The organism is Cylindrospermum stagnale PCC 7417 (assembly GCF_000317535.1).
GTDB lineage: Bacteria > Cyanobacteriota > Cyanobacteriia > Cyanobacteriales > Nostocaceae > Cylindrospermum > Cylindrospermum stagnale.
The window spans coordinates 6309255-6322764 of sequence record NC_019757.1 but is presented as its reverse complement, the minus strand read 5'-3'; the positions used below and the strand labels follow the sequence as shown (position 1 = coordinate 6322764).

The 13510-nt window shown below is 42.8% G+C and carries 17 protein-coding genes; 15 read left to right on the top strand and 2 right to left on the bottom strand.

Features of this window, described 5'->3' with window-relative positions; all coding sequences use genetic code 11:
• Positions 1 to 117: 117 nt before the first annotated feature.
• The 3 genes from era (at position 118) to CYLST_RS26745 (ending at position 2565) form a co-directional block, all read left to right on the top strand.
• The gene (gene era / locus CYLST_RS26755; RefSeq protein WP_015210865.1) at positions 118 to 1074 is read left to right on the top strand and encodes a GTPase Era; all 957 of its coding nucleotides are present in this window, start codon (positions 118 to 120) and stop codon (positions 1072 to 1074) included.
• Between the two features lie 153 nt (positions 1075 to 1227).
• Positions 1228 to 1890: a response regulator gene (locus CYLST_RS26750; protein ID WP_015210863.1), complete on the top strand. Its 663-nt coding sequence runs from the start codon at positions 1228 to 1230 to the stop codon at positions 1888 to 1890.
• Positions 1891 to 2091: 201 nt separating this feature from the next.
• Positions 2092 to 2565: a TspO/MBR family protein gene (locus CYLST_RS26745; protein WP_015210862.1), complete on the top strand. Its 474-nt coding sequence runs from the start codon at positions 2092 to 2094 to the stop codon at positions 2563 to 2565.
• A 51-nt stretch (positions 2566 to 2616) separates the two neighbouring features.
• Here the strand turns inward: CYLST_RS26745 and CYLST_RS26740 are convergent, their stop codons facing one another.
• Positions 2617 to 3312 (bottom strand): M15 family metallopeptidase, encoded by a 696-nt coding sequence (locus tag CYLST_RS26740; RefSeq protein ID WP_015210861.1) that lies wholly within the window; start codon positions 3310 to 3312, stop codon positions 2617 to 2619.
• Positions 3313 to 3422: 110 nt separating this feature from the next.
• Here CYLST_RS26740 and CYLST_RS26735 point away from each other — a divergent pair, with 110 nt between their 5' ends.
• The 3 genes from CYLST_RS26735 to CYLST_RS34880 all read left to right on the top strand — a co-directional run bounded on the left by CYLST_RS26735 (position 3423) and on the right by CYLST_RS34880 (position 4180).
• Positions 3423 to 3620: a hypothetical protein gene (locus tag CYLST_RS26735; RefSeq protein ID WP_015210860.1), complete on the top strand. Its 198-nt coding sequence runs from the start codon at positions 3423 to 3425 to the stop codon at positions 3618 to 3620.
• Positions 3621 to 3731: 111 nt separating this feature from the next.
• A complete protein-coding gene (locus CYLST_RS34885) occupies positions 3732 to 3890 on the top strand; it encodes a hypothetical protein (RefSeq protein ID WP_015210859.1) in 159 nt (52 codons plus the stop codon).
• A 113-nt stretch (positions 3891 to 4003) separates the two neighbouring features.
• Positions 4004 to 4180: a hypothetical protein gene (locus CYLST_RS34880; protein ID WP_015210858.1), complete on the top strand. Its 177-nt coding sequence runs from the start codon at positions 4004 to 4006 to the stop codon at positions 4178 to 4180.
• A gap of 104 nt (positions 4181 to 4284) precedes the next feature.
• Here CYLST_RS34880 and yidD read toward each other — a convergent pair whose 3' ends face one another.
• Entirely contained in the window at positions 4285 to 4530 is a 246-nt protein-coding gene (yidD, locus tag CYLST_RS26730) for a membrane protein insertion efficiency factor YidD (RefSeq protein ID WP_015210857.1), read from the bottom strand.
• Between the two features lie 55 nt (positions 4531 to 4585).
• Here yidD and CYLST_RS26725 point away from each other — a divergent pair, with 55 nt between their 5' ends.
• The 9 genes from CYLST_RS26725 to CYLST_RS26685 all read left to right on the top strand — a co-directional run bounded on the left by CYLST_RS26725 (position 4586) and on the right by CYLST_RS26685 (position 13491).
• Positions 4586 to 5293: a diacylglycerol/polyprenol kinase family protein gene (locus CYLST_RS26725; protein WP_015210856.1), complete on the top strand. Its 708-nt coding sequence runs from the start codon at positions 4586 to 4588 to the stop codon at positions 5291 to 5293.
• A 783-nt stretch (positions 5294 to 6076) separates the two neighbouring features.
• Positions 6077 to 6685, top strand: coding sequence for a hypothetical protein (locus CYLST_RS26720; protein WP_015210855.1), 609 nt, complete (start codon positions 6077 to 6079; stop codon positions 6683 to 6685).
• Between the two features lie 457 nt (positions 6686 to 7142).
• Entirely contained in the window at positions 7143 to 7502 is a 360-nt protein-coding gene (locus tag CYLST_RS32545; protein ID WP_015210853.1) for a CTB family bacteriocin, read from the top strand.
• Between the two features lie 463 nt (positions 7503 to 7965).
• Positions 7966 to 8334: a CTB family bacteriocin gene (locus CYLST_RS26710; protein ID WP_015210852.1), complete on the top strand. Its 369-nt coding sequence runs from the start codon at positions 7966 to 7968 to the stop codon at positions 8332 to 8334.
• A 639-nt stretch (positions 8335 to 8973) separates the two neighbouring features.
• Complete coding sequence (locus tag CYLST_RS26705) at positions 8974 to 9249, top strand: CTB family bacteriocin (protein WP_015210851.1); 276 nt, start codon at positions 8974 to 8976, stop codon at positions 9247 to 9249.
• 290 nt (positions 9250 to 9539) lie between these two features.
• On the top strand, positions 9540 to 9896 hold the full coding sequence (locus tag CYLST_RS32540; RefSeq protein WP_015210850.1) for a CTB family bacteriocin: 357 nt from the start codon (positions 9540 to 9542) through the stop codon (positions 9894 to 9896).
• A 201-nt stretch (positions 9897 to 10097) separates the two neighbouring features.
• Entirely contained in the window at positions 10098 to 10394 is a 297-nt protein-coding gene (locus CYLST_RS26695; RefSeq protein WP_015210849.1) for a CTB family bacteriocin, read from the top strand.
• A 221-nt stretch (positions 10395 to 10615) separates the two neighbouring features.
• The gene (locus CYLST_RS26690; protein ID WP_015210848.1) at positions 10616 to 10891 is read left to right on the top strand and encodes a CTB family bacteriocin; all 276 of its coding nucleotides are present in this window, start codon (positions 10616 to 10618) and stop codon (positions 10889 to 10891) included.
• A gap of 1109 nt (positions 10892 to 12000) precedes the next feature.
• Positions 12001 to 13491, top strand: coding sequence for an HlyD family secretion protein (locus tag CYLST_RS26685; protein WP_015210847.1), 1491 nt, complete (start codon positions 12001 to 12003; stop codon positions 13489 to 13491).
• Positions 13492 to 13510: the final 19 nt, after the last annotated feature.

Genomic DNA, 13510 nt, shown 5'->3' with positions numbered 1-13510 from the left:
GAGGTTCACCAGCGCTATACTGAGTTATAGGCGTGATAACAGTAATTTTATGTCTGTTTTGTGTCTAAGCAAAAAACCAATTTATCCAAGCTGTAACATAAGAGGGTTGAGCCAACGGTGACTAGTATTGATAATTACAACTTCTCTTTTTCAGGAGAAGTCACAATTCCCCAGGCTCCTCCTGAATTTAAATCGGGTTTTATCGGCATTATTGGTCGCCCTAATGTCGGTAAATCTACTTTGATGAATCACATAGTCGGGCAAAAAATCGCCATTACATCACCAGTAGCCCAAACTACACGTAATCGCTTACGCGGGATTTTAACCACACCAGAGGCGCAACTAATTTTTGTCGATACCCCAGGAATTCATAAACCCCATCATCAATTAGGGGAAGTGCTGGTAAAAAATGCCAAGATTGCGATTGAGTCAGTAGATGTGTTGCTGTTCGTTGTCGATGGTACGGTGGCTTGTGGTTCTGGCGATCGCTATGTTGCCGAATTGCTGTGTCGCAGCGAAACGTCGGTGATTTTGGGGATCAATAAAATCGACGAACAACCGACAGTTACCGAGTTTATCGATGATAGTTACGCTCAGTTAGCCTCCACCCATCACTGGCAAACTGTGAAATTTTCTGCTAAGACTGGCGATGGATTACCGCAGCTGCAAGAGTTGTTAATTAAAGATTTAGAACGCGGGCCGATGTACTACCCGCCGGATTTAGTCACTGATCAGCCAGAACGTTTTATTATGGGTGAGTTGATTCGCGAACAGATTTTGCTGCTGACGCGAGAAGAAGTACCCCATTCAGTAGCGATCGCCATTGACAAAGTCGAAGAAACCCCCAGCATTACCCGTGTACTGGCTACGATCAATGTCGAGCGGGATTCCCAAAAAGGCATTCTCATTGGCAAAGGTGGTGCAATGCTTAAAGCCATTGGTAGTGAAGCTCGCGAACAAATCCAAAAGCTGATCGCAGGTAAAGTCTACCTAGAACTATTTGTCAAAGTTCAACCAAAATGGCGTCAGTCACGGATGACTTTAGCAGAATTGGGATATCGGGTAGAAGAGTAAAGAATTTAGGACAACCCACAATCAGGGACTTCCAAATAAAAAAATATCCCAAAACTGACGCAAAAATCCTCTCTATTTCTCCTGTCTCTGTGTTCTCTGTGCCTCTGCGGTTCGTTTATTTGGATAATTTATTTCTTGGAAACCCCTTAACAAATGACGAACCTAAATTTGCCGGCGGATAAGTCCCCTTTGCGCTTGTTAATTGTCGAAGATGATCCAATGATGCAACTGGGGCTAGAACAATCATTAATGGCTCAACCCCAATTGGAGATCGTCGGCCAAGCAGAAGACGGTTATTTAGGTGTGCAACTAGCACTACAACTGAAACCTGATTTGGTGGTGATGGATATTGGCTTACCCCGACTCGATGGCATTGCTGCGACACAGCAAATTAAAGCAGCGCTACCAGAAACTCATGTAGTCATGCTGACATCTCATCAAACAGAAACGGAAATTATCGCCGCTCTATCTAGCGGTGCAGACGCATATTGCATCAAAGGTGCAAGTATAGAACGACTGTTGAGTGCGATCGCTGCCGCAGTTGATGGTGCAGCCTACCTCGATCCCCAAATTGCCCGGCGAGTAATAGACAATCTTAAACCACCCTCAATCATCAACAACACCGCCAACTTATCTGGACGCGAGTTAGAAGTGTTGAAACTGATAGTAGATGGATTGAGCAACCCAGAAATTGCCGCAAAACTCTATCTCAGTCCCAACACCGTGAAAACACACGTCCGGGGGATTATGAACAAACTTGCAGTTGACGATCGCGTCAAAGCAGCAGTTGTCGCCCTCCGTTCCGGATTAGTTTGATTTTCTAATGCTCCAGAAACCTGAAAGATCATCAGCTAAGGGCAAGTTATCAAACTCAGGGACGATGAAAATTAGCCACTAAATTGCCAAAATAACCCTAGAATGCGTGATATTTAAGCCATAGGCAGTGTTAGCATCGCTCTGCTGCCTGAACTTGGTTTCCCTGGACAAACGGCAGATCGCAAAGAATTAAGAGGCAGCATGATTAAATCTTGGATGATAATTGGGGCAGTGGCTTTTTTAGTTGCCTCAGCAGCTAACTTGATTACGCCGAGCGATCGCCAATGGTTCAAGCGCTTACAACGTCCCAGATGGCTAACCTTTGAAGCCGCAATTCCCCTGATCTGGACTGTGATCTTTATCTGCGGCGCTTGGTCAGCTTATATTGTTTGGGAACACAACCCAGGAACCAGCACCACAGAGTTAATGATGGGTTTATACCTGCTTCTGGAAATTTTTACCATAGCTTACACTCCTGTAATGTTCAGGCTTCGCAGTCTGAAAGTAGGGACAATTCTCGGTGCTACAGGTTTTATCATCTGTGTTTTAGTTACCCTTGCAGTCTTACCGATTTCTGGTTGGGCAGCATTATTACTAGTTCCTTATTTACTCTGGAGTCCCATTGGCACTTATACCACTTGGCTAATGAGTAAACTTAATCCTGAAGATGCTTAATTCGGTACTGAGATTCCCACCACTAAATCCTCAAGATGCTTAAAACTGCACCTAGGCCAAACGTCCATAACTCGCTGTCACAGGATTAGCTGGATTTGATTGATTATGCAACCAAGCCCACATTTGATCACCAAATGAAAAATGCCACCACTCTCTTGGATTGCGTTCAAATCCAGCTTTTAGCATCACATCCAGCAATAATTGACGGTTAGCATGATACTGCTGATCACTATCAGCATAATAATCGGGATGCGATCGCGCCGACATCTCATCAATCGGCGAACCCATATTCACAATATTTCCCCCAGCATCCACCAGATTGATATCCACCGCCCCCCCCGTACTGTGAGGAGGCGGAGTTTTTTCATCCAAACTCGGTGCAGCCCAAATCTCATAAACCACCCGCCAAATCTCCTCACGTTGCTGGGGTGACAAATCCGCCTCAATCAATCCCCTTTCCCGCAACGCCAACCCAAAACTATAATCAACCATAAACTGCTGCACAGCCACCGGACGATAAGCATCAAAAATTTGAATCCGCCAATCAGGACGCAGCAATTGTAAAAAATTTTGCGCTGACAACAACCGTTCGACCACACTTTGGCGGAGATAATAAGGCGAGTATTCCCCGTAATTAGCACCTAATTTTTCATAAGGATGAGGAGATTCCACCGCAAACAGTTCTAAAGGAATCTCTACTAATGGTTCGCCACATTCAATAATCGTGACTTGATGATAAGGTCGCATTTTCTTGAAAATTACAATAGTTAATTAGTCTAACTTACGTATACATACTATAGACAACTTCTGTAGGAATTGTATTCTATATTGCAAGTGCAATATATAAAGGCTAAAAAATGCAACATTCTGAAAGAGAAATTACCCTTAACGTAAAGCCCCGTCCTCTCCGCCTCGTTTATTTAGTTCGCAACAGAGAAGATTTAATCAACGCAGTAACTCTCTACACTCATGTATGGGGTAGTGCGGCAAATGCTATTTTACCCATACCTGAGAATGATACAGAAACAAATGCTTTTAAAGAGACTCTAAAGTAGATAAATCCTGATTATATTTCTTATCCCACAGAAGAACTTTTACCTGATATAGTCACAATTCTACATGAATCACCAGCTTGGGTAGATCCTATTACTACTGAAGAAGTTCATATGGATAACCGAGGATCAGATATTATTTCTGCTTTGATAGAGCAAAAAGCAGAAAATATAATAGATCAAAATGCAAATTTATGTGAGGCTGCACAGAATGATGAAATCAATTTAATTATCCATCTTTATCTGCGTTTATCTGCGTTTATCTGCGGTTAATTCTTTTTCATATCTTATTCTATGCTGTTGTAGCTGATGCTGCACAGAACGCGAAAGAACTAGGCATTGGTGTACATCTAGCTCTCAATGGAAAACTTCACCTCAATGGAAGTGTGAATGAAACTAAGCTTTGGGAAGTAAGAATCGACCAACTACAGGTTGCTGAAACCCATCCAGACCAGGAGTATTTTGTTGGAGAGTCACCTAATCAATTTGGTGGTTTTAGAAGCTCAACAGAATCTTTTAATCAAGATGTTTTACGCCGTTGGGAACAAGAAATGGGTATTTAATCCGGCTGATCTGTCACCTACAATCATTCCTAGCACTGTTACAGCAGTTATCATCTAGCCCCCACCCTTCCACTCTTCTTTGCGCTTTTGCGTGAGACAAAAAATTATTCATCTTCACAACAAGACGATTTTACCGCCTTCTCCGGCACCGGATCATAACCCCCCGGATGAAACGGATGACAGCGCAAAATCCGCCGAGTAGCCATCCAGCCACCGCGCAAGACCCCAAAACGTTCAACTGCTTCCATCGCATACATCGAACAAGTTGGTTGAAAGCGACAAGTCGGGGGAAACAACGGCGAAATAAACATTCGATAGCCTTTAATCAGCCAAATCAATAATATTTTCATATCCGCCCAAATCTAATAAAGTGGTAACAAAGGTCAAAATTTCTCAGAAGCATCTTTGTTGAGTACATTTGCCGGTTTAGAGTTCATTCCCCCCTTATGGCTGCAAATTGCACCTGCTGCAATTTGGGTTTTGTTCATTATCCTCCTCGCTTGGGCGGTAAGTCACTTTACCAATAGCGAACCCGAAATCATCCGCAAAATAGTTCATATTGGCACCGGTCATGTAATACTCATCGCTTGGTGGCTAGATATCCCCGCCAGCGTAGGGATTACAGCTTCAATTTTAGCGAGTGCTATCACCTTATTGTCTTACCTCTTGCCAATTCTCCCCGGTATTAATAGCGTCGGCCGCCAAAGTTTAGGAACATTTTTTTACGCCGTCAGCATCGGCGTTTTAGTTGCTTGCTTTTGGCACTTGCAACAACCCCAGTACGCCGCCCTAGGCATTATGATTATGGCCTGGGGAGACGGACTAGCAGCCTTAATTGGGCAGCGCTTTGGTAAACATAAGTATAAAATTTTCGGGTCACAAAAAAGTTGGGAAGGTTCTCTAACAATGACCCTCGTTAGCTATCTCGTCTGTAGTTTAATTTTACTAGGAACACAAGGAAACATTTGGCAAACTTGGGTGATATCACTGTTAGTAGCAGTTATCGCCACTGCTTTAGAAGCATTTTCGTTTCTGGGTATTGACAATTTGACAGTTCCTCTAGGTAGTGCAGCACTAGCTTTTAGCTTAACTCAGCTACTAGCAATTAACTGATTGATAAATAGTTGTTCTTGTAGGTATTTAGCAGAGTTAGCAGAGATTTATTTGCTATTTAAATTCCCAAATAACCCCCTAGAGAGACTTTATCCTGGGGGTTTATTGTTTTTACTATAGTCTGTAAATAAAATTCCAAAATCAAAAACCAGTTTTCACCTCTAACCAAATTTTAGATTGAATCATCAAAATCCAAAATTTAAAAAAGGTTTTAGAGCAACTAAATTTAGTTATGCATAAAAAACAATCCGCTTGTTTTTAAGACCATCAACTAATGTAGAGACTGTACTGTAAGGTCTCTACATCACTGTATTGGGATAAAAAAGAGATATTTTTCTTAAATCAAGCCCCTGTACTGACAATACGGTTCGGATAAGATTCCCCCGCCTGCGGCGACCCCCTGAACAAGGGGGTAAAAGAGCCTTAAAAGCCCCCCTTTTTAAGGGGGGTTGGGGGGATCTTCGATAGATTCAAACGTTAACCGAATCGTATTGCCTGTATTGAGGTATTGAGTCAATCTAAAATACTGGAATTAATTGACAAAAGTCAATGTTATGAAAGTGCAACCATAGATAAATTAAAGATGCACAACCATAAATATTATGTATTTATTTGTGTGCATCTGTGGTTTTTAATATTCCGAGACCGTATTTTTGCCAGAAGCCGAATATACCATTGCTAAACTTATCACCTCAGAGAGAGTGGGATTAAGCCTTTGCTCAATTTATATAGGAAATAAGTACGGTAATTTACCGGGTTAGAAAATTAATTTTTCTTAAAAAAATGAGCTTTTTTAATTATTCAAAACCACCCCTGTGCCGTAAGCAGTTAACTGTGGAAATTGAACAATTGGAAGGACTGTGGTGCGTTAACTGGCAAATTGGCAAAATTCCGCTTTATTCGACATTTTACACTCGCGTTGATCAAGCTTGTATATTTTGGAGTTTGTTACTTATACCGATATTTATGACTGCCCAATTTATCCCTATTAGCTGGAATTTACAAGCTACTTTATGGTCAATTCTCAGTTGTACTGGTATCACCGTCATGGTAATTTTGACTAGCCATTGGGTAAATGTAAAACGAGTAAGCTGGTTACTATATTGTTGGATAATCCTCATGCTATTTGGGGTGATATTAACTGATTTGAGTATTTTTCTCGGCTGGGGGGAAATATTAATACACCTCTGTCCATTGTGGTTAGGGTTGAGTACACTTGGCTACTTGTGTACAGGGTTAGCAGTGCGATCGCGTGCCTTCATTTTCACCAGCATCTTTCACCTACTGGGAATTTTAATCTTGCCTTATATCGGTACTTGGCAGTTTATCGGTACTGGCACTCTGATGGTTTTCTGCTTATTAATCTTAGCTGAATTTCAGTGGGACTGCTGATAAAAGGACGAAGTATGAATGTTTTGATCTTTCTCTTCTAGGAAGACTAGAAATGATAGCGAGAATTGAAGAATTGAATATTTAACTGATCTGTATCTTTGTATCTCTGTTAATAGGTAATTGGTTAGTAGCCAGTTATCAATTACCTATTACTTAGGAACAAAAGTAATTAGCCGGACATGATATTACTTGTAAACTACTGGTCGCAGCTTGGCAATAACCGTGTTTATTTTCATGAATTTGGCAAATTTTTGGAAAAATATTCAATATTTACCATGACTACTCTCAGGATATTTGTCTGGCAAAAACACATAAAAGTTTTTTTTATATCTACTTTTAGAAGTAAACATTTAAGTTTTAATTCAGCCTCTAGATTTATGAATTCCTGGGAGCCAGTGCGTATAGTTAAGTTCTTAGGTGGTCACACACCTAATGAAAGTAAGTGAGGCAAAGAATCATGTCTAATCTAATCATTTCATCTGAGCTGTTTGTCGTGTTATCTGATGAACAACAAGAACTTCTAGCTGGTGGTGCCGACTTTGAGTTGAGTAACAGCAATTTCGCGAACAGACTGGCAAATTTACAAGGGGCAACTGCTTCCGGACCGGGTGGTAGCACCGGTAACTCTTCCGCGATTAATAATGCAACTAATACCGCAGCACAAGATTTCTTGGGCTTGGGTGGAACCATTCCTACAGGCATTGGCGCATTGGCTCCTGCACCTGAACTTGGTGTTGGTGTAGGTGCAGCGGCCCCAGAAGCAGCCGGTGGTGGTGGTGCTCCTACAGGCATCGTTGTTAACCCTGCCGGAACTTAGTCGGCGGAGTCTCAGCATTCCCATCGGGAACCCAAAAAATCAGCTGTCACACCAGAGTGCTTTCCACATTTAGGTAAGGAATAGTGAGTGGGGGTGATCAAACAATTAAGAATGAAGAATGAATCAATACTTTATAACATCGTACTTGGTCTTTCTTCCTTCTTTCTTCCCCTAGGTAAAATCTGCAATTTTGATTCCAAATAGTTAACTGTTGCAGAAGTCATCCTGCTTGGATTTCCAGAACAAAACGGTAAACAACGTTGTTGTTGTGGCACTAAACAAGCAGGGCGCTCAAGGTTTCTTGTCCTGATGTGGTGGCAGTAGCTGTAGATTCCAGAGACTTCTGTGATCTAACCTCTCGCACAACCCAATCGTCTTGCTGAATGGGTTTCTTAAAACTGTAGGGAGCAAGTCAGTCTCTGGAATCCTTTCGTTTATAAATATCTAATTGAGGCGAAGAATCATGTCAAATCAAATCAATTCATCCGAGTTGTTTGTCGCATTATCTGATGAACAACAAGAGCTTCTAGCTGGTGGTGCCGACTTTGAGCTGAGTAACAGCAATTTCGCGAACAGACTGGCAACTTTACAAGGGACAACTGCTTCCGGACCTGGTGGCAGCACAGGTAACTCTGCCGCGATTAATAATGCAACCAATACCGCAGCACAAGATTTCTTGGGCTTGGGTGGAACCATTCCTACGGGTATTGGCGCATTGGCTCCTGCACCTGAACTTGGTGTTGGTGAAGGTGTAGCCCCAGTAGCCCCAGTCCCCGGTGCAATAGCCGCAGTCCCCGGTGCAATAGCCGCAGTCCCACCAGCGGGTATCTAAGCATTCCCATCGGTAACCTAAAAAGTCAGCTGTCACACCAGAGTGCTTTGCACATTTAGGTAAGAAATAATGAGTGGGGATGATCAAACAATCAAGAATGAAGAATGAATCAATACTTTATCACATCGTACTTGGTCGTTCTTCTTTCTTCCCCTAGGCAAAATCTGCAATTTTGATTGCTAATAGCTAACTATTGCAGAGGTGATTCTGCTTGGTTTTCCAGAACAGAACGGTAAATAACGTTGTTGTTGTGGCACTAAACAAGAAGGGTGCTCAAGGTTTCTTCTCCTGATGTGGTGGCGGTAGCTGTAGATTCCAGAGACGTTCTGTCATCTACTTTTTCTCACAACCCAATCACAAGTCAGTCTCTGGAATCCTTTTTTTGAAATACCTCAGTTAGACTAAAAATCGTGTCAAATCAAATATTCGTATCTGATTTATCTGTCGGTGTTACCCTCCCAGCCGCAGGACTCAGTAGACCTGGATGCCTCTCAGGCGCTGGATGTGTCGTCTAAGTATTCCCGCAGATAACCCTTTCGCACCAACCAATTGTTTGGCTGAATGCGGCTCTTAACACTGTTTCCGCAAGCCAGTTTTTGGAATACTTTGCTTCAAAATATCTAAGTGAGGCTAACAATCATGTCAAATCCAATCAATGCATCCGAGTTGTTTGTCGCCTTATCTGATGAACAACAACAGTTACTAACTGGTGGCGCTGACTTTGAACTGAGTAATAGCAATTTCGCGAACAGAATTAACGCTTTACGGGGATCAACTGCCTCTGGACCGGGTGGCAGCTTCGCTAACTCCGCAGCAACTAGTAATATAACCAATACAGCGGCACAAGATTTCTTAGGTTTGGGTGGACTCATTCCTACAGACATAGGAGCTTTACCCCCCCCACCAACTCTTTAAGCTTCGCCACAGGCAGCAAAAAAAATCAGATGTCGCACCAAAGTGCTTCCTTGCATTTAGGCAGGCAAATGCATAGTTAACTTTGTTGTGGTTGTAGCGCATGACAAGATGGGCGCTCAAGCTTTCTTCTCTTTGTGCGTTGGCAGCAGGCATGGATTCCAGAAGCTCTCCAGTAATTTTCCCTTTTGCACAATGCCATCTTCTGGCTGAATGCGCCAAGGAAAACTTTGTCTGTGAATTGATATCTGGAATCCTGATTTTTCAAGATCACATCAGTAAGGTTAAGAATTATGTCGCATCTAATCATGGCTGTTGAGTTGTTTATTGAGTTATGTGATGAACAACAAGAGCTTCTAGTCGGTGGCGCCGACTCTGAGCTGAGTAAAAGCAATTTTACTCAAAGAGTCGTCAATCAACTGGGGACAACTACTTCGGGTCCTTTAGGCAACACTGCCAACTCAACTCTCCAGAATAATTACATCAGTAACTCTGCACAAGCTTTGTTAGGCTCTGGTGGAGCTATTCCTACAGGTATTGGTGCCTTAGCTCCTGCAACTCTACTTGGTGCAGATGATGCCCCATCTGCCGCTACAGGCCCACTCAACAGCACCACAAACTCAGGGCAAATATCCACTGTTGCCCCTTAAGAATTCCTACAAGTAATCACAGTTTCTTGCTCTCAAGAGACGGGGCTTACCGCCTCCCTCTCACCACTGGAAGTGTCTTAGCTTACCGCTGAAGAGAGTGTTTTTTATAATCATCCTTTTTGGATAACTCGATCATCAAAAAATGAATAAATTTTCCCGAACTCTAGCCAAAACTAGCTTTGTTAAGTCAGGTTAATCATCATGTCAGATCACATTATTGCATTCGAGTTGTTTGTCTCGTTATCTGATCAGCAACAAGAACTTTTCTCTGGTGGACAGAATCTTGCATTTGGCGGTGGTCAACCAATAAATCCTCTGGGTAACGCTATACGAGACGGTTCAGAACTTAAATTCTCCAAAAAAACTACGCAGGGGGCAACTGCTTCTGGCCCTGCTGGCAGCACCGGTGACTCATTTGCCCAGGGTTCAGGCGGTGCTACCTCTGCAAGCGATTCGATGATCATTCCACCTTTTGTCGCCAGTACGGAAACAAAGTGACTTTTGCTGCTAAGTCTGGCAACACCGAAATAGCAAGGATTTTAAATCAGCTTTGATTCTCGTCGATTGCCTTAATTTAATCACAATGGCTAACGGTGGTGATTAGGGTTATCAAAAATTCCAAAGTAAATAATGAATAATTTTTTTCTTCAGTCGTATTATTTTTTCCTAGATCCTTCCCCTGCATAAAAAAATATGTAGGTTTAGAGAGGCTAATAATCATGCCAGATCAAATCATAGCATCCGAGTTGTTTGTCGAGTTATCTGTTCATGAACAGGAGCTTGTATCTGGTGGCGCTGACTTTGGTCTGAGTAGTACTAATTTTGCCCAGAAAGTTGTATTTTCTCTGGAGTCAACCGCTTCCACTCCCCTAGGCAGCAATGCCTATTCTCTTAGCTGGGATCAGGCCATTAATACTGCGGCCCAAAATCTCATAGGACTGGGTGGAAGCATTCCTGGGAAGATTACAGCCTTACCTCCCCCACCTATTTTGTAACTAGTACATCACGGCGGAAATAAAGCTACCATTCACAATTGCTGAAAGCTTTACAGTACATGCTTTTTAATTTTTAATTTCTAATTTTTAATTCCGCGTTCGCGTAGCGTCTCGTAGAGATAGCGGTACTAGTCCCATAGATGAGCCGGAAAAATTAGCTGCAACACCAGAGAGCTTCGCAGATATAGAGACTGAGTATTACGTGGCTGCTTTCAAACAATTAAGAGTAAATAATGAATAGATTTTTGCATCGCACTTGTTCTTTCTTTGTTCTGACTCTAGCCAAGATATACAAGTTAGTTGCTATGCTACAGACATATCTCAGAAACTTCCTGTCATTTTTCCTTTTGAAAAGAACGACAGTTAGCCTAAATGCGTCAAATACAACTAGATCCGCTAATAAATTTCTGGAATCTTTTGTTTACCAAGTAAGAAGAGGGGAGAGGAGATTTTGATTACTCGCTCAATGTAAGTGAGGACTTTGAGGGAGTTTGAGCTATCTCCTCTATTTTGTTTCTCTACGTTTTACCCACGTTCGAGATACGAGAAAGATTATGATCGCGGCTAGCGTTTTCCTTTCTCTTCCCCCTACAACTCATTATAGACGATTATCAACTATGATGTTTGCTACTGTTAGCAGAATATGTTACGGTTTTGTGTTTTAGCCTAGGGTACACCCGTTGTTATAGGGTGTTTTGCAATGCTTATAGCTTTCCTGCTTTCTGTTCTGGTCAATAATGGGCAAGTTTAAAAAGCCTTGTTTTAGGGTAATTTTTTTGGGTGTTGCCCACTAGCGATGGCGTGGAGCGCCTGCTCAAAGAGCGATGGGAAAGGAGGTCTAACCTAGGCGATGGCGCAAAGCGTTCCTTTATGAGGCGATCGCATTACCGAAAGAACCTGTGCTAACAGGCTACTCTGTTACTTTTTGCTATGTGGCTATGGGTGGAAATTTTTTACTATTCCCTGAGGCATATTACCTCAGTCAGAACCTGATTGTTTCGTGGTTTGCAATTCCCTGATCTGGAGTGATCTGAAGCCACCCATATATTCGACATGAGATCAGGCTAATTTCCGTTGATGTCTCAATTCAAAATAAAAGGTGCAATACTGTGAACTCCTTAGGCCGTGAGGAAAACTATTTTTGGAATCGTTTTAATGAACCGATTCCAGAGCAGCTGCATTTAGTTGAAGCTAATGAGTTTCTCCCCCATATCAATAAATGGACTAGCATCGGCGGGGGAGTGATGCTGACGATCTTTGTGGCAGGGATGAGTCTCACATCTGTGCTCCACTACAATGTTACGGTCAAAGTCCCTGCAACTATCCGACCTGTGGGTGAACTGCGGGTTGTTCAGTCGGCTATTAGCGGCACTGTGCAAGAGATTGGTGTGCAAAACAATCAGGTGGTGAATCAGGGGGATGCGATCGCTTATGTTGATGATTCCCGCCTACAAACTCAAAAGAGCCAACTACAAAACAGTATTCAGCAAGGTCAATTACAACTCGGTCAAATCAACGCTCAACTGGGTGAAATCAATACTCAGATTGTCTCCCAAACAAACTTAATTAACCGCACAATCTCGTCTGCACAAGCGGAGCTAAGTGGCACTCAACGCAACTATGACGATCAGAAAATTAAAGCTACTGCGGAAATGACACAAGCAGAAGCCGCCTTGGCATTAGCCAAGGTGCAACTTGAGCGATTGCGGCGGGATAAAGTCTTAACGGCAACTGTGGAAGAAGCACAAGCCGCCTTGGAGTTAGCCCAAGTGCAACGAGAGCGATTGCTGCCGATAGTTGCATCGGGAGCAGTTCCTCGCAGTCTATTTGAGGAAAAAGAGCAAGCCCTGAAGTCTGCCCAAGCCAAGCTAGAACAAGCCAAAGCTACTGCTAAAAATCTTTTGGAGGATAAAGAACAAGCCCTTCAGGTGGCCCAAACAAATCTAGACAAAGCTAAAACCGCGATCAATCCTCATAATTCTGCCGTTACCGTGGCATCTGAACGGATTAGGCAAGAACAGGCAAGGGGTGAGGGCACTGTAGCTGGGTTGAAAAGAGAAAGAGAGTCTTTGCTTCAGCAGCGTTTGGAAGTACAAAAGCAACTCGTTCGCACTCGCCAAGAACTGCAACAAATAGGAACTGACTTAAGTAAGAGTGTGATTCGAGCGCCGATTTCCGGTGTATTGCTGCAACTGAATCTCCGCAACCCAGGGCAGGTAGTTCAACCAAGTGAAGCGATCGCCCAAATTGCTCCCCTCGATACTCCTTTACAAATTAAGGCTTATGTCCAGGCTAAAGATATTGACAAGGTGCAAACAGGTCAAAAAGTCCAGATGCAGGTTTCTGCTTGTCCTTATCCAGACTACGGAACTCTCAAGGGAATTGTGAAAAACGTGGCACCAGATGCCCTAGCAGTAAACAAAAACAATCCAGCTACTGCTTACGAGGTGACTATTGAGCCAGAAACCCTCTATGTGGGTAGAGGGGAGCACTTGTGTGATCTGAAATCGGGAATGGAGGGTCGCGCTGATATTATCTCCCGTCGGGAAACTGTACTTCAATTCATTCTCAGAAAAGGAAGAATAATCACAGATTTGTAATCCCACAATTCGGTTGAAA